Origin of the sequence: Lentzea sp. NBRC 102530, assembly GCF_030269365.1 — a bacterium.
In the GTDB taxonomy this organism is placed as follows: domain Bacteria; phylum Actinomycetota; class Actinomycetes; order Mycobacteriales; family Pseudonocardiaceae; genus Lentzea.
The window spans coordinates 1-15,936 of the sequence record NZ_BSTF01000019.1 but is presented as its reverse complement, the minus strand read 5'-3'; the positions used below and the strand labels follow the sequence as shown (position 1 = coordinate 15,936).

Annotated in this window: 15 protein-coding genes and 1 pseudogene; 7 read left to right on the top strand and 9 right to left on the bottom strand. The window is 63.5% G+C overall.

Features of this window, described 5'->3' with window-relative positions; genetic code table 11:
• The first annotated feature begins 105 nt into the window (after positions 1-105).
• On the top strand, positions 106-1,521 hold the full coding sequence (locus QSK25_RS37195) for an NsdA family TPR-like regulatory protein (RefSeq protein WP_285645405.1): 1,416 nt from the start codon (positions 106-108) through the stop codon (positions 1,519-1,521).
• On the opposite strand, the gene QSK25_RS37190 is transcribed toward QSK25_RS37195, so the two are convergent.
• The 5 genes from QSK25_RS37190 to QSK25_RS37170 all read right to left on the bottom strand — a co-directional run bounded on the left by QSK25_RS37190 (position 1,518) and on the right by QSK25_RS37170 (position 5,811).
• On the bottom strand, positions 1,518-2,435 hold the full coding sequence (locus QSK25_RS37190) for a phosphotransferase family protein (RefSeq protein WP_285645404.1): 918 nt from the start codon (positions 2,433-2,435) through the stop codon (positions 1,518-1,520). The two genes, QSK25_RS37195 and QSK25_RS37190, sit on opposite strands and share 4 nt — an antisense overlap.
• Before the next feature lie 93 nt (positions 2,436-2,528).
• On the bottom strand, positions 2,529-3,386 hold the full coding sequence (locus QSK25_RS37185; RefSeq protein WP_285645403.1) for a helix-turn-helix domain-containing protein: 858 nt from the start codon (positions 3,384-3,386) through the stop codon (positions 2,529-2,531).
• 4 nt (positions 3,387-3,390) lie between these two features.
• Positions 3,391-4,263, bottom strand: coding sequence for a Scr1 family TA system antitoxin-like transcriptional regulator (locus tag QSK25_RS37180; RefSeq protein WP_285645402.1), 873 nt, complete (start codon positions 4,261-4,263; stop codon positions 3,391-3,393).
• Positions 4,260-4,502: a hypothetical protein gene (locus QSK25_RS37175; protein WP_143035838.1), complete on the bottom strand. Its 243-nt coding sequence runs from the start codon at positions 4,500-4,502 to the stop codon at positions 4,260-4,262. The genes QSK25_RS37180 and QSK25_RS37175 overlap by 4 nt, the downstream gene beginning before the upstream one ends.
• A 103-nt stretch (positions 4,503-4,605) precedes the next feature.
• On the bottom strand, positions 4,606-5,811 hold the full coding sequence (locus tag QSK25_RS37170) for a helix-turn-helix domain-containing protein (protein ID WP_285645399.1): 1,206 nt from the start codon (positions 5,809-5,811) through the stop codon (positions 4,606-4,608).
• 79 nt (positions 5,812-5,890) lie between these two features.
• Between QSK25_RS37170 and QSK25_RS37165 the strand changes: the two genes are divergently transcribed.
• From QSK25_RS37165 to QSK25_RS37155, 3 genes are all read left to right on the top strand, one after another.
• A complete protein-coding gene (locus QSK25_RS37165) occupies positions 5,891-6,598 on the top strand; it encodes an HAD family hydrolase (protein ID WP_285645397.1) in 708 nt (235 codons plus the stop codon).
• Positions 6,599-6,631: 33 nt separating this feature from the next.
• A complete protein-coding gene (locus QSK25_RS37160; protein WP_285645396.1) occupies positions 6,632-7,414 on the top strand; it encodes a hypothetical protein in 783 nt (260 codons plus the stop codon).
• Between the two features lie 621 nt (positions 7,415-8,035).
• Complete coding sequence (locus QSK25_RS37155; RefSeq protein ID WP_502881935.1) at positions 8,036-8,569, top strand: DUF6932 family protein; 534 nt, start codon at positions 8,036-8,038, stop codon at positions 8,567-8,569.
• A gap of 1,216 nt (positions 8,570-9,785) precedes the next feature.
• On the opposite strand, the gene QSK25_RS37150 is transcribed toward QSK25_RS37155, so the two are convergent.
• The 3 genes from QSK25_RS37150 to QSK25_RS37140 all read right to left on the bottom strand — a co-directional run bounded on the left by QSK25_RS37150 (position 9,786) and on the right by QSK25_RS37140 (position 13,981).
• Complete coding sequence (locus tag QSK25_RS37150; RefSeq protein ID WP_285645392.1) at positions 9,786-10,445, bottom strand: hypothetical protein; 660 nt, start codon at positions 10,443-10,445, stop codon at positions 9,786-9,788.
• Between the two features lie 783 nt (positions 10,446-11,228).
• Entirely contained in the window at positions 11,229-13,025 is a 1,797-nt protein-coding gene (locus QSK25_RS37145; protein WP_285645391.1) for an ATP-binding protein, read from the bottom strand.
• Positions 13,026-13,603: 578 nt separating this feature from the next.
• The gene (locus tag QSK25_RS37140) at positions 13,604-13,981 is read right to left on the bottom strand and encodes a helix-turn-helix domain-containing protein (RefSeq protein WP_285645390.1); all 378 of its coding nucleotides are present in this window, start codon (positions 13,979-13,981) and stop codon (positions 13,604-13,606) included.
• Between the two features lie 664 nt (positions 13,982-14,645).
• Here QSK25_RS37140 and QSK25_RS37135 point away from each other — a divergent pair.
• From QSK25_RS37135 to QSK25_RS37125, 3 genes are all read left to right on the top strand, one after another.
• Positions 14,646-14,903: a hypothetical protein gene (locus tag QSK25_RS37135; protein WP_285645388.1), complete on the top strand. Its 258-nt coding sequence runs from the start codon at positions 14,646-14,648 to the stop codon at positions 14,901-14,903.
• Positions 14,904-14,909: 6 nt separating this feature from the next.
• Complete coding sequence (locus QSK25_RS37130; protein ID WP_285645385.1) at positions 14,910-15,305, top strand: DUF4279 domain-containing protein; 396 nt, start codon at positions 14,910-14,912, stop codon at positions 15,303-15,305.
• Between the two features lie 86 nt (positions 15,306-15,391).
• The gene (locus QSK25_RS37125; protein WP_285645384.1) at positions 15,392-15,814 is read left to right on the top strand and encodes a hypothetical protein; all 423 of its coding nucleotides are present in this window, start codon (positions 15,392-15,394) and stop codon (positions 15,812-15,814) included.
• Positions 15,815-15,833: 19 nt separating this feature from the next.
• On the opposite strand, the pseudogene QSK25_RS37120 reads toward QSK25_RS37125, so the two are convergent.
• Positions 15,834-15,936, bottom strand: a pseudogene (locus QSK25_RS37120) (IS982 family transposase); the annotation flags it as partial.

The following is a 15,936-nucleotide window of genomic DNA, read 5'->3' as shown; positions in this document are numbered from 1 at the left end:
CATAGAACGGCAGGTGAGGGGGTGCATTGCAGTGTGCTCAAGGGGGTGCATTGATGCACGGAAGGGGTGCACGGGAGGTGCACGGCGTGCAGACATGGTGATCATTTGACCGGTAACAGCGAACCGAACAAGCTCCTAGCTGCGGTGATGTCGGAAGCCGACATGAGCAACAAGGGCCTTGCCGCACGAGTGCGGGAACTCGCCCAACGAGACGGTCAGACCATCTCGGCCGATCACGTGTCCGTTCGTCGTTGGCTCGACGGGACACGGCCGAAAGCGGCGACTCAGAACTACATCGCTCTTGCTCTCGGCGCCAAGCTCGGCCGGCGCGTCGACCTTGCGGAGATCGGCTTCAACGGCGGTCTTCAGCCTGTCGGCCCCGATGCGACTGAGCACGGCGCGGAGTACCCGCCGAGCGCTGACGCCGCTGTTGACCTGATGAGCCAGCTCACCGCCGCTGACCTCGAAGATCAGCCCGCCCTTGTGCGTTCCCAGTGGGCGCACGAGGCGACGCCGAGCATCATCACCGGCTATATGTTCGGCGACTCGTTGCACGTGGCGGATGCCGACGAGCTGCGCCGAGGCGGGGGAGCAGCGGCCTCGGCGATCCGTGCGACGGCAGCCAACCTGATGGACCTGGACTTCCGGTACGGCGGCGGGCACGTCCGGAAGATGCTGCTCTTCTACTTCAAGACCGAGATCACCCCGCTTCTGCAAGGCACTCACAGCGAGCCGGAGCGGCGCGACCTGTTCAGCGCAGCCGCGGAGGTGGCGCAGCTGCTCGGGTGGAGCGCCTACGACGCGGGCCGCCACGGAGCAGCGCAGCGGTACTTCGTGCAGGGACTCCGTCTTGCCCGCGAGGCTCAAGATCCTGTCCTAGGTGGACGGTTGTTGGCGAACCTCAGCCACCAGGCGAACTATCTCGGGCGCTTCAACGACGCCGTCCAGTTCGCACGTGCGGCGCAGGGCTCGACCATCGCCAAGGCCACGCCAGCGGTTACGGCGATGTTCCTCGCGATGGAGGCCAGGGCGTTGGCGAGCAGCGGCCAGGCCCGCGAGTTCGCCCGCGTGATGCATGAGGCGGAGCGATTCTTCAGCCAGCACGTCCCTGACGACGAGCCGCAGTGGATCAGCTATTTCAACGCCGAGGAACTCGCGGGGGAGGCCGCCCACGGTTTCCGCGACCTCAAGCAGTCGGAGAAGGTCCGGCTCTACGCCGCGCGAGCTATCGCCCCGGACGACACTCCGCCACGCACGCGAGCCTTCATCGGCATGGTCTCGGCCGCCGGAGCACTCACGAACGGCGACCTGGAGGAAGCCGTGGACCTGGCGATCGACGCGGTAGACCTCGCTGGTCCGCTGCAATCCAGCAGGTATGTGCGCTACCTGACCGACTTCCACGCGCAGCTTGCGGCACTCCACGCGAACGATCACCGCACGCGCCTGTTCGTCGAGCGGGTGATTCGGCACTATCCAGGCCTCGACCTGGGAACCGCCGCACTGCTGACACGGATCGCTTAGAAGGGCCGCCACGGCTCCGTGGCACGCCCAGTCCGCATGGTCTCGATCCGCGTGGCGTACTCGGCAGCGATCTCGCCGGACTCACCGACGTTCTGCATGATCCAGGTGGTCATCTTGATCTCGTGTGTGGCTTGCAGGACCTTGAAACCGTCCCATCGCGTGACGTCGTAGCCGTAGGCCTCACAGAACTCGCGGTACTCCTCGGGCGTCCACCAGCCAGCAGACAGGTACTCGGTCGCCGTCATGGCCAAGTCCCACTCCGGCTGGCCCCAGGAGAAGCGCTCGAAGTCGATCAGGACCGCCGCACCGTCGCTGATCATCAGGTTCTGGACGTGCGCGTCCCCGTGGATCGCCGTCGGTTCAAGCGGGAACTCGAGCGCGCTGATCTCGTCCCGAAGTTCGGCGACCCTGCTCAGCAGGAAGCGCTTGTCCGCGTCTGGCGCGCCGGCCGACCCGATCCGGGGCTCGACACGCGCGAGGATGTCTTGCTCGGGCAACTCGAACGTCGCCGGGCGCGGCGTTTGGTGCAGCCTCAGCAGTAGGCGGCCCAAGGCCCCGACGTCGCCGCGACCGCCGTTGCGACCGTCGATGTAGCGCCAAAACGTCACCGGGTATCCGGAGACCGAGATCGGTTGATCGAGGTCGTACAGCCGCGCGGCGGGCAAGCCACTTTCAGCGAGCCAGTTGGCAACCGCCACTTCCTTGACTGCGTCGTCCCAGTGGTCGTGGTTCCGGGCGATGCGCACAACCGCGGACGAATTTGGGAGATGGAACAGAGCGTTCTCGCCCAGCCGCATCAAGTGCGCATCGGCCGAGTCGATTTCCGTGTGGGCGGAAGCCGCCTTCAGCACAGCAGACACAAGACCGGAGCTGAAAGGTCCGTCTGGGATGTCTGCTTCAAGCACGTTGTGCACCCGTCCACGCTAGAGGTTCGGTATTTGGCTCGCCAGGCTCTTCTAGGTGCCCGAAGGGGTCGAGAGCTGAACCTGAGCCCGCTTAAGTGCAGGTCAGCGTGACGAAACATCTGAACGCTCACCCGACGCGACCGCGATAGCAGCGACGTACTCATCCGTGAGCAACTGGCTGAAGAGGTCTCTCGACTCGGAGTGGCTCAAGGCCGTTTGGTCCAGGATCGCCAGGACCCTCTGGCATCGAGACGTGGCCGCATCGTCCTGCACGAAGACTCTCGCGACATCGCAATCCACGACGGCTGTGGCCGGTATCTTCTCGTATTCATAGAGCGTGAAGCCGGATGAGGAAGACAGCTCCTTGCCCGCGGGAACGACGCGAAGTGCCCACGACATGAGCTTGAGCAGCTCCAGCTGATCCATCCGCGTGCGGTCGTCGCCGAGCTGCGCTCTGACTGCCGTTTCGTTCACGTAGAACACGCATGCCGGCCGCCTTGGCGCTCGCAGAATGCAGCGGCGTTCCTGCTGGGACCGAACCGCGGACTGGATCTGTTCCGGGGTTGCTCCGCTCTGCTGAAGCACGTGCTCTGTGTAGGCATCAGTCCGGAACAGGTCCGGGATCGTCGGCCCTCCATAGCCGGTGATGGTGGTTGTGGTGCGTTCCGCGAAGACGATCGTCGTGGAATTCGTTGGCTTCTGGGCGAAGTACGGTTCGAAAGCCTGCCGGTAGTGGCCGATGAAGTCAGTGATCCAGCGTCGATCTTTGCCGCATGCCGTCAGGTACTGGGCGAGGTCCAGGTCGGTCGGATGTGTCTTCCCGCGTTCGATGTTGGACACCTTGCTCGGGTCCCAGTCGAGCGTCTTGGCGAACTCGGCCCCTCTGGCGAATCGCTCTCGCATGGTTCGGAGTTCGTCGCCGAGCTCGCAGCTGCGCGGCGTGAGTGATGCTCGATCCATGCGTTCAGTCGCCTCCGTCTGTCATGGTGCTGGCCGTCTCGGCGATCACCTCTATGGACTGCGCCGGACCAAGGGCGACTTGTTGCAGCGCTCTGAAGCTCTGGTTGACCAGTTGGCACACGGTCGAGTCCTCGATGTACCTCGCGTTGCCGCTGCCCTCCACGTACACCGCGTCGCTGTGTTGTCGGTGTGGGAAGGTGAGATGGACGTACGAGCTTTCAGGCAGAGGCCCGCCGTCGGTCAGCTGGACCGTGAAGGCCTCGCTTTCGGAGAGCCGTATCAGCTGGAGGAGAGCGGCGTTCGTGATCGTCGGGTTGCCGACTGTCCGGCGAAGCGCATGTCTGCTGATCAGGACTTCTACCGTGGGACCGTGTCCTCCAGCTGCCGTCAGGCTGTCCGTCCAGCGCGTTTGCAGCGTCGCCGTGCGACCAGGGCAGTAGGCTCGATAGGTGGGACATCCCAGAGCAGTGGCAGAGATCCTGTACTCAGGAGTCTGGAGAAAGCGCGGGATCATGTCCGCACCGAAGGCGCGGATCGTCACCGCCTCTAGATACGCATCGTCCACATCCTTGGCCGCATTCAGCTCACCTGAACTGTGCTGTCCGTTCGCGCTCTGAGTGCGTTCCCTCGCAACAGTCTCGGCTTGCCTGATCGTCTGCTTCCACACGTGATTCGGAAGCTCGTAGATGCGCCCGAGCAGCATGATGTCCAGCGGGTCGAACGGCTTCAAGGCGTTCTCGGTCAGGCTGAGCGTCGCAGCCGAGAACCCCGCCCGCTGGCAGACAACAGAGAGACTCAAGCCAGCGTCGTTCCGCCACCTTCGCAGTTCGCGGCCGATCGCCCGTTCAGCCATTGACGGCATGAAGTTCTTCGTCATTGCGGCCCCAAGCTGTCGGCAGTGCCGCGACCGTCTATCGCCCGCTCAGGTGGCTCTCGTCTCTCGGCACGGTCGGACAGGGTCTCGCCGAGCGCGACGAGGATCCGGCCGAACTCACGCTCGGTCTCGGCCGGCAGGGTCTCCATGACGATGTCGAACGCGATGCCGGGCATCAGTTCCGAGACCTTGCGAAGTCCCGCGACCAGGTCGACATCCTCGGGCGACAACACGGTGAGCACTCCTCGACGCGACTGCTGTAGATCACCTGACAGCAGCGACGCTAGGTCGACTTCTGTTCAGTAACCCGAGCTGTCGGCTAGGCCCGACCGGGAGCGCTGCTGCTCAGAGAGGTGCACCGACGCGCGTGGCCAGCCGCGCGGCTTCCGTCGCGACCGAACGCCGAGCCCGTTGCACGAGCGTTCCCAGCAGTTGGTGCGCGGCCGGCCGGTGTCTCAGATCCTCGGGTGCTTCGCGTTCAGTGGCGGACAGCATCACCAACGCGCTGCCATAGTCGCGGCGCTGTACCTGCCCCTTGGCTTGGTCGAGAAGAAACGCCACACGGCGTTCGATCGAGGGGGAGCGGTCGTGGTCGATCCGTTCGGCGAGCCGCAACCCGTCCGCAGCCGCGCCAGCTTCGACTTCCACGCTGACCGCGTGCATGGCGACGTTCGTCGGGCCGAAGACCGTCCACAACGTGTTGCGTTCGCCGGTCTGCTTCGCCAGCGGCTCAACCGTCTGCACGCGCTCCCGTGCCCGCCAGACATCTCCTCGACGTGCGGCCGCGATGGAGCCGACGAGCAGGAGTGCACCGCGGAGCGCGACGGCGTCGAGGTCATTGTCTGCCCAGGCTCCCAGTGCCTCAGCCGCCTGCATCGCGACGTCCTCAGCACCTTCAGCTTCGCCATCGGCGAGCAACACCTGAGCGAGGTTCCATTGGGCCATCGCTAGCCGCAGCGGGTCATCTGCATCCTCGCCTGCACGGATCGCACGATCGGCCGCGAGTAGCGAGACGTCCACCCTGCCGAGCCTCTTGGCGACGCTACGCAGCAACGCGTACAGGTCAGCAGCGCAGCACTGAACCTCTCGCTGATCAGCCGCTGAACCGTTCACACAGGCACGCAAGGCTTGCTCGGTCTCGATCACGAGTGCGGGAAGTCCCGGGGCGAGTTGGCTGTATCGAGTGGCCGACGTCTGCCAGGTCTGCCAAGCAGCCAAAACGTTGCGGCGCAACGCCTTCAGGTCGACGGCTGATGCATCGGACGACACCGGCCTGGTGAACGCTCGATACAGCGCGTCGCCCGCTGACTCCGGTCTGGGCGACGTCTTCCGCGTTGAAGTGGAGCTCAACAACTCGTCAGCCGACACGTTGAGCACCTCGGCCAGTTGCTTCAGTACCGTGACCGTGGGGAGCTTGAGGCCGCGTTCGATCTGGTAGAGGTAGTCGGGCGTGATGCCCGCAAGCCCGGCGATCACGGTTTTCTGCAGACGCGACGCGAGACAGCGCAGACGCACCCGTTCACCGATGGCGGCTGCGAGCTGTTCGTCCATCCCCACCCCTGTAAAGCGTTGACCTGCACTGATGCTACGCCCCAGCGCGAGGCCCCCAATCGAGTGACAGACTCGAAGCATGATCGCGCCGAACGAGCTGCGACGGCTCGTGCTCTGGGACATCGACCACACGTTGCTTCAGTCTCGCGGCATGGGGCGAGAGATGTACGAGCGAGCGATCCCGAGGGCGTTCGGCCAACCCTTTCAGCAGCTTGCCGACGTGAGCGGCAGGACCGAGCTGGACATCATCGCCGAGACCCTAAAGCTGCACGAGATCGAGCCGACCGATGCGGCCATGGACAAGCTGGTGAACGCATTGATCGACAGCTACGAGGCCGGCCGCGATGAGTTCGCGTCGCGAGCCCGAGTGCTGCCGGGAGCGCGAGAAGCACTGGCGGCGTTGGAGTCTGAACCGACTGTCCACCAAGGGGTGTTGACTGGAAACCTTCGGGTAGTAGCGCGTATCAAGCTGGTCGCGCTCGGTCTGGAACAGTTCCTCGATCTGGAGACGAGTTCGTACGGCGACGACCACGCCGACCGCGCGGAGCTGGTGGCAATCGCCAGGGAGCGCGCGGCCCAGCAACTTGACACGCCGTTCGGCCCAGACGACACAGTGCTCATCGGCGACACTCCGCGGGACGTGGCTGCTGCGCTGACTGCAGGTGCACAGGTCATCGCTGTGGCGAGCGGAAAGAGCAGCGTCGAGGAGCTACAGGCTGCCGGGGCTCGAAAGGTGCTCGTAGACCTAACGAACACTGCGGAGCTGGTGCAGCTGATCAAGCGCTAGATCGGACGCCCAGTCACCAATGGTGGCAGCAGTTTGGCCAAGACGTTGTCGCACGCTTCTGGCGGTTTGACTGTGGACGAGATAATCGGCTCGCTAACCCTCAGCCAGCAGCGCACGATGTTGCCCGTGACTGACGTCCCGATGTCTTTCGACAAGGTGATTGCGCTCAGCGACGAGGTAGACGCCGCCGCGTCACTCTTACGCCACGGGTTGAAGGTGCTCCAGTCCTACGCCTTCGCTGCCCGCGACGCTGACGCAGTATTTGTGTGCCTAGCGGGTGGCTCAGAGAAGCTGCTCAAGCTCAGTACCGGCTTGCATGCCCTGGATACCTCGGGAAGCTGGCCCACCAAGGCCTCGATGACTGCCATTGGTCACGACATTGCCAAGCTGTACGAGCACGTGCGAGGCCTCATCGTCCAAGATGCGCCCACCCGCAGCACCGCACCGGGTTTCATCGGGGAACTGCTCGACAAGGTTGACAACGACCCCTACATCGACCAGGTGTTGGACGTGCTCGGTACCTACGCCAAGAAGGGTCGGTTCTACAACCTGGACCACCTGGCCGATGCTTCACAGCCAGGTGATTCCCCAAAGCAGCTATGGGAGGTCTTGCATCGAAGGCTGCTCAACCTGCACCCAGACCTGCTCATGCAGTTGGCGTCGGTCGACAAGTCCGAGGCTGCTCGAACTGAGCTCAACAGACTCATCATCAGTTCGATCAGTGATTGGCAGGAGCTGATCACGCGGGCGTGGCGAACCGGCGTGTTCGGCAACTATGCCAAGAGCTGGGCACCGCTTCTTGCTCCGCAACCATGAGTGGCTAGCCGTCTGTCTCACCCACGCGCCGTTGCTGCCGTGTTCAGAGTTTCTTTTCTTCATCAAGGCGGCCCCCTGCGGGGGCCGCTGGCCGTTGGTGCCCATCCGCCAACGGCAGACCTACGCGCCTCTTTCTTCGCCGCGCCCAAGGCCGCCTCCGGCGTCCGAGCGCGGCGGGCGAGGCATGCGCGCAGGTCGACCGTTGTCGGACCGGAACGGCCAGCGACCCCCACAGTGAACCGCCGAGACTTCAAAGCATGTCCTCGCCGGACGGGCAGGTCTCCAAAATGGTGCGGGGAAGCGCCGGCACATCATGTTCCAGCGGGGGCCGGGGCACGCACCATCCCGTATGACCTCCCCGAGGGCAACCACACGTGTCAAGGGGGCCGTCCCAGCGCATGATCACGTCGAGGCGGTAGGTACCCCCTTGACACGCGCGGTTGGGACGAGCCAGGTCATACGGGATGGTGCGAGGCCCCTCAGTTAGAGGCGACATCGCCAGTCAGCGCTGGTCGCGACATGTAACGGTTCATCACAGAGCGTCGACTTACCTACGTACTCGCGGTTACGGAGGTCTCATTGCTTCCAGCTTTGGTCAGGTGCAGCGTCGATCCAGAGCTGATGGTGCTTCCTGTCTCGGATCTACCGCACAGTGCCGACTGGGCTGAGATCGAGCAGGTGTTTGGGCAGACTCCAATGAGGCGAGCAATGCTCATGACCGCCCGAGGCCGGTTGGCGCAGATTGAAGCGACGTTGGTGCCGGTTGCCGCTGTGTGGGTCAACGGCTCGTTCGTGACGAGTGTCGAGGAACCGGGCGACATCGATATCGCCGTACTGATCAACGGCCCCGCGTTGCCGTTGATGCGTACCGACGCAGGTCTGGAGCCAGCCGATGCCGCATCCCGCGTTCGCAAGTGCATGGAAGACCGGTACGAGCCAGGAGGGACAGCGACTTCGCATCTCACTGACTTCCGGGGAATCTTCTGGTATCCGGAAGGGCATCCTCACTACCTCGCAAGCATGAGCGAGCTGGACTACTGGTCCGCCGTCTGGTCTCGTGTGCAGGTCCGACACGGCGGGCATACTGGTGATGACCCGAGCATCACCCTGTACGACGACAGCAAGGGCTTCGTGGAGGTGAGGTGGTCGTCATGACTGAATCGCTCCCACCTGTTCTCTTCCGTCGCTCGCGCGTCGGCACACCGCGCCCCGTTGATCCTCGCGCCGACCTCGAAACGCTTGACCAGCTCCTACGTACAGTGCCAGCTGACTATCCAGGCCTGCCAGGGCTTCACCGGCGTCGCCAAGAGTTGGTGACAGCTCTGTACGGCCGCACTCCCGAGCTTGACCTGCACCTAAGTGGCGCTGCTGTCCGAGGACACGCAACCGACGCTGCGCTGCTCGCTCGGTTCATCGGCGCCGCAGCGGCGGTCGTGAAGGAAGTCACTAAAAGCGTTCAAGGGCTCAAGCGCTTGGCGTCGCACCTACAGGTCATCCCTGGCACCGGCAGCGTGCGCCTCACTTTCGCCCCAGACGCGCCTGAGGCGCCACCAGAGTCCATCTCTCACGAGCGACTGGCCAGAGTAGAGACGGCGGGTCTACGACGCCTTGTCGCGTTGATCCAGGTTGCCGAAAGCACCTCGGACATGACCGGCGCCGAAGTGGCAGCTGCTCTCCAGGACCTCAGCGTGCCGGCCAGACGAGCCGTGGGCACGTTCGCCGCGGCAGCCCTTAGAGGCGAGTACGAGGTCGACGGCGTTTGGCATGACCCTAGGCGCGGTTCCACTCCAGTGAGGCTCTCGCGCGCGGCTGCACTCCGCCTCACCAACGCCTCCAAGTCGAAAGCTCAAGAGGTCACCACTACTCGGCTCGAAGGCACCATCGACGGATGGACGTGGTCGTCCAGCACGGTGTGGTTCGTACCTGTCGCAGGACGAGGCTTCAGGGCGACCGTTCCCGACCAGCTAGCCGAGCGGGTAGCACAGCTGGGCGGGCATCGCGACCTTCCTGTGGTTGCGGCATTCACGGTTGTGACGACGTTCGCAGAGGGCACGAACCGCCCTATGGGCCGTGGCTACTCACTCGACTCCATCGCGCCGCTTCAGCCTGACTCCACACTGTGGCAGGAGAACGAGTGATCACTGCTTGCTAGGGCGTGTACACCGTCCAGCGAGCAAGATCGACTCCCGCGTTTTATGACGCCAGATAGCCACAAACGTCCTACAACGGAGTTGCCGGTGACCGCATCGCCCAAGGTCACGACAAGTATCGGCAAACATCCACAGTGGACTACGAAGCAAGATCCGCAAACTTCGGGTTCAGGGGTCGAGTTCCTGGCGGCCTATCAGTTAGTGGTTATAGCAGCGAGGGCTCAGTTACTTGAGCAGGTATTTCCGACGGTGTGATAGATCTCGTGGATTGAGTCATCGTGGTTAACGAGTACGCAAGCGTCCAGTCTAACTCCTCGATTGGCGACCAAAAATGCAATGCCTTCGCCAATTTCGAGTGGCTCCGGCGCTATGTTCACAGTCCAATCAACGTAGCGTGGACTCTTCTGGTCCAAGATGAGTAGCGTGGGATAGCCTGCCGCGCGTGCACGAGGGAGTTGATTGGTTAGTTTCAAATGTACCGCCTTTGAGAATCGAAAGCCCTCATAAATAAATGGGTCATAGAAGTGTAGGGTGACCCGCTCGCTGTTTGGTTGGGCATCGTTCGGTAGCCAGTGAATTCCAACCTCGGAGTCGTACCATTCCTTGTCTGGACGCATTAGCGCCATGACGGCGCGATCATATATGTTGCGGACGTAGCTATTGGTCATCCGCTTCCATTCATTTCGGGATATTCCGGTCAATCGTACGTATGCTCGGCAGCCCACGGTTGCGCGCAGCCCTACCTGCTCTGCCAATTCAGTGAGTGGTGGAATCAGGAGTTGCCGCAAGCCGTTCATGGCAGCCGGTAGACGCGGGTCGAACTTCCGTGAGGCCAGGCAAACGTCGGCAGCCCACATGGTGTCGTAGTCGTCTTCGGTCACCCGCAGGACTGCGTCCACGGTCAACGATCGCGCCTGGCCGCCTCGGTCCGGCCTGTCTTGGACCGTCACCAGACGTCCGTTCGAGGACAGGGCATCGCAAACGAGCGCCAGGACTTCGTCCTCTCGCTCCCAGGCAGCTGACTTTGGCATGGAGCTATACTGCCTGATTGTGACTCTGAGGGGGTAGTGGGTTTGTGCGCGAAAGGCATCGCACCGCTATTTCGCCACCGCTGAAAATCAAAGTATTGTGGTGTGAGTTCGCGTCACTTAAATCGGGGATGCGCTCCTTAACGCCTATTTTTGTGTTTAGGGATCATTTGAAGGTGATCTTCCGGCGTGGCCAAACTGGAGTGTTAGTTCAGAGACGCAGCCTGTCAAGCGATGCTCGGGGCTAACGTCCGCAAGCCACGGATCGATAGCCGGTCGAAGGGAGGTTCGGGGGATGAGACACCTGTGGACCATCATCCTGTCTGCCGTCAGTGGGTTCTTACTGCTGGGGTTGATCCTCAACCTGGCTGATGGGACACGCGCGAACGGACTCGTGATCGCCCTGTACCTAGCTCTCGTGACTGCACTCGTGTGGGCTGGCGTGAAACTTGATGCCCGGCGTGCAGGCCGACGCTCATCGAACGCTCCCTGAGTCGTACGGAGCGTTCGGGACAGTCACGGGACACAGGCGTGATCTTGGCGCATTCGTCCAGTTCAGAAGCGTGCGTTGTCCTTGACCAAACGCCGCACGATGGAGCTCAGAGGCTAGATCTCGCCGCTCGCCGAAGGCCCTGGTCAGCGATGACCGGGGCCTTCTTCGTGGTCTTGATCATGACTGGTGTCCGGCGGCTCGTCTGACGTGAGATAGCTCTTGTTGGTCCGGCGGTACTTGACGTTCTTGCTGACATCGGAAGCGCCGGAGGTAACGACAGAGCCCTCCTTCTTCAGGACAGTGAGCCATCGGCGGACTGTGCTATCCGGTAGCCCCAGACGGGCGGCGATCTCCGCTCGCGACAACAGTTCATCGCCGATCGCGGTCAGGATCTCGTCGCGTCGATCAGCCCGCAGCACGCGGTGTGCGGTCGTCTCCTCCTGCGGTGCTGCCAACGCTTCGCTCAGCTGGTACCGCGCCCATCGTCGGCTACCGGTCTGCACGACCAACTCACGTGCCACCAGATCCTGAAGTTCTGCGGTTGCCACGCGGGAATCCAGTCCGGTCGCGGCCCGATACGTCTGGTTGTCCAGGATGTCGCCGTTCTTGAGGGAGGCGAGAGCGAAACATTGACTGTCGGACAGGCCGCGTTGTCCGAGGCTGGCTATCCAGCTGACGATGCTGTCACTCAAGAGAGTGTGATTCGGGAATGTGACGGTGAAGCTCGCGATTCGGTCGTCGAACTGCGGAGCGCTCATTCGTGCCGCGAGCAAGGAATCAAGCATCGTTCGAATACCTGATCCGCGGTTCTCGCACACCGTGCGTGTGCTGTCCGCGATAGGCACTTCATCGAGGATCTTCATCAACGTTGCGTTGCGGGCGGAGGAGATCCCCTCACTTGCGAGGCTGTCCACAGTGACTGGGCCGTGCAGCCCGCCGGGATTGCGAACGACCAGCCTGTCTGGGTACATCTCGACCTGCACCTGAGTGCCCAGTGACGCACTGGAGAGGTCACGGTGCACCAATGCGTTGACCACTGCTTCGCGGAGTGCAGGTTCCGGGTACTCCCACATGTCGGTGCGCCCGGCACCTATCACGACGGATCGTCGGCGCATGTTTCGTCGGATGGCGGCGAGTGCATCGCGCACCATGATCGGAATCGGCCCCTCGATCAGCACGTTGTCCAGGAAGCGCTCCCCGGTGTCGAGGTCGGCGCCCCTGACGGTTGGGTAGTGGACGAAGGTCAGCATTAGTTGAGGGAAGTGCTCTTGAGGATATGCACCCAAAGCTAGCAGGCCGGCAAGCGAAACAAAGTCAGTGCCAGGTGCGAGAACCTTGGCTCGCCGGAGCACGGTTTCTCTGTCGAGACTCTTGAACGCGTGTGGACGGTTGCTCCTCAGCCGGGCGATCAAGGCGTCGGTCAGCACCTGATCAAGGGCATCTACCCCGACGTCGTGCACGGGTTGCTCGTCATCTTTCGGTTGCCCGCGTGACGCGAGCATTAGCTGGACCTCGTAGCTGCTCAATCTGCGATCGCCATCGCCGACGCGCACGAAGCTGCCTTGTGAGATTCCGGCACCGCGGTAGAAGCAAGGCCGCAGTGAAGGATCCACTGCGGGAACCTCGGCCACTACGATCCTCACACCTTCGAACTCGTGGATCTTGATCAGAGGCCGGAGTTCGGGCTGCATGTCTGTCGAGCAAAGCGATGCGAGGTCGGCGGCCATCTTCGCGGGGTTGTTGACCCCCGTTGCTCTGAAGCCGCTGGCCTCCTCCAGGCCGAGGATGAGGGTCCCGCCACCTGTGTTAGCGAAGGCTGACAGCGTCTCTCGCACTGTGCGGGGCAAGCTGTCGGTAGCTCGCTTCACTTCGACGTCGTCGACGTCGCTTCCGAGCGCACGAAGGTTCTCGACGATCTCGGCGAGCTCGTTGTCCAGCATGCGACCCTTCCTGCTCACTAGCCTGCATGTTAGCGGCTAGTGAGCAGGTTAACGAGCAGGACTGTCGACGTGTCCTGGTCCGGCTTCGGTCGACTTGGATCTGTCTCGCGGCAGTGGGATTGCCCGAACGGTTGGAACACCCGTGGAACGTCGATGACGGATCTCAGTTTGCGATCTCTTAGCTGCTGGTCAGGTCGCTGTGCGAGCGGCGCAGCAGTTCCGCGCGATGGAACTGCGCGGCTGACCTCGCCCACGCAGTCCTTCAGATCCGCGCTGGTCGGTGACCTGAAATGGTCCTGACCAGCGCAGATCTGTTTTCGGGCGAGCCGTCGTCCGTCACTGACTGGCACCGGCCGATGCATTCGGCTGCCCAACCGCCGAATTCCGGGATGCACGCGAGGTGGAGGAGTTTCCGCAGTTCAGCGAGATGACGATCTCGTGTCCACGCTCCGCGCGATGGGCTCAGCGACTGACGGCCGCCCTCGCGGGTCGGGTCTGCACTCGGTGAACGTCGGGATCAGGCGTTCGCCGAGCGCAGATCAGTGATGCAGCGGCCGAAGGCCGGCACTCGGGCGTGGTCACACGCCTTGCAGCGGTGGGTGCGGCTCCTCGGACGTCGGCGGCGGCGTCATCCTGGCGTTGAGCGCCCGGGCTTCCTGGAGCTGGTCCTCCAGGGTGACGATGCGGCAGGCGGCGTCCAGGCCGGTGCCCTGGTCGACCAGGGCGCGGACACGGGCGGCCAGGCGTAGTTGGTAGCGGCTGTAACGACGGTGCCCACCGGCCGAGCGTTGCGGCTCGATGAGGTTCGCCTCGTCGAGGCTGCGCAGGAAGTTCGCCGAGGTGTTGAGCAGTTCCGCGGCCCGGCCCATCGTGTAGGCGGGGTAGTGCTCGTCGTCGAACTTCTCTGCTGTGGTTTGCGGTTCGTTGTCCGCTGTTCCATTACTGCCTGGGGTCATCGCGCCTCCGCATCACGAGGGGCCCCGGTGCCAGTAGCACCGGGGCCCCAGGGTTGTTGGGCTTCACTTCCACCTAGTCGACCGTGAGATCGACTCTCTCTGTCCGCACTGCCCCTGTCGGTAGCGGGCGTAGCGGGGATCGCGTGTGCGTAACCGAAGACCACCCCAATCTGATGGAACCGCGGTACCCGTCCGGCAGAGTTCAGCCGGATTCGGGCGATCCGATGGCGTGCAACCCTTCCCTTCTCCTCTGATCACTACCTTTTCTCACGTGGCTGTCGGCACCGGTCCTCATGCACGTGCCGGCTTCACTTCCACCGACTGCCCTCGGTCACCCGCCGGAACCCCTTTCGCTGATCGGCTCCGGCGCAACTGACCGTCCTGCAACTGCGTTCGTGCTTCGGCCATCGTCAGGAGCCCTCGAGTTGCGGCTCTGTCACCTGACCGTCTTGCTCTCAACCTCACGGGTAGTTCGTCATCTCCCGTGCCATGAGACCTCTTGTCCAACGAGAGAAAGAGTATATCGGCGCAGCGAGGATGTCTACTCTCGCCACGGTAGATTTTCTGGCCCACCTGACGTACCTGTGCTCACCTGCGGCTTGGCTGAGTCGACTACGAGGCCGAGGTACTCCGACGACCCGCAGCAGGACCTAGGGTGATCAGGGTGAACGGTCCCGAGCACTACGCGGCAGCCCAGGAGTACCTCGCGGCGGCCAAGGCCGACGGCGTCCAGCCCGGCGATGCCGCCGAGGTCTCGAACCTCGCCATCGCCCAGGTGCACGCGACGCTCGCGCTCGCGGCGGCCACCGCGATGGCAGGCTCCGTCGTCACGGCGCACGGGGCGGTGAAGACCGCGCTGCCCGCCGTCGACGGGAAGGCGTGGCAGGCCGTGGCGGGTGTGGCGCCCGGCAAGCAGGGCTAGCCGCGAGTGCCGGACGAGCACGAGTACAAGGCGTCGTTGAGGGTCTTCAGCACGTCGTTGGTGCTGGCGGAACTCGTCGCCGCGCTCGGCGAACCCGCTCGCGGCCACGACATCGGCGATCCGGTGGGCAGGCTTCCCGATGGTGCCCGCCGGACCATGTCCTACTGGTCGCGTGCCGGCCGTGCGGAACGCACGAGCCCGCTCGACGAACACATCGCGGAGCTCGTCGCGTTCGTCGAGGCGCATCGGCGTGAGTTCGACGCGCTCAGGGGCGACGTGGAGATCGACATCTTCTGCGGCGTCTTCACCGCGGACGACGCGCAGGGCGGCTTCACCCTCACCGTCGACCTGATGCGTCGGCTGGCCGAGCTGGAACTCGAAGTCGGGTTCGACGTCTACTGACTGGTATCGAGCGGGCGGTGCGGGCGTTCAGCGCTTGGCGAGATTCGGTGAAGACGAGAAGTCGCGGCTGGTGGTCGGGGAGTTGGATGAGTCTCCATTTCGAGGTGGTCTATTCGCTGTTCCTGCGCGACGACACACCGCGGGAAACGCTCGACGAACTGCGGTACCACCTGGGCCTGACCGAGGACAGGCCGCAGAACCTCGTGGTCGACCACGACCACCCCGTGCTTGCGCCTGACCCGGACAGCTACCTGCCGGGCGGCGAGCACGTGGCGTTGCGCAGGCAAGGTCGTGGGCGCAACAGCGACGGCGAGATCCACGCGTGGGGGCTGTACGCGCGCTTGTACTGGGTGGACGACCAGTGGGCCGAGGTGTGGTGGCAGGTCGCGCAGTGGCTCGCCCCGTACGTGGCGGACGACGGGTACATCGGCTTCTACCGCGAGGAGCAGGACGAACGCCCCACGCCGTTCATGGTCTCCGGCGGCGAGTTGCACATGGATGACGACTAGACGAGTAAGTCCTAACTGATCAGTGGTCGTAGGCGATCAGTGATCGGGTGATGGGCTGGCCGGTGGCGCGGTTGTGCCAGATGGCTGCGGTTAGGGCGAGCAGGCGTTGGGCGATGCGGGCG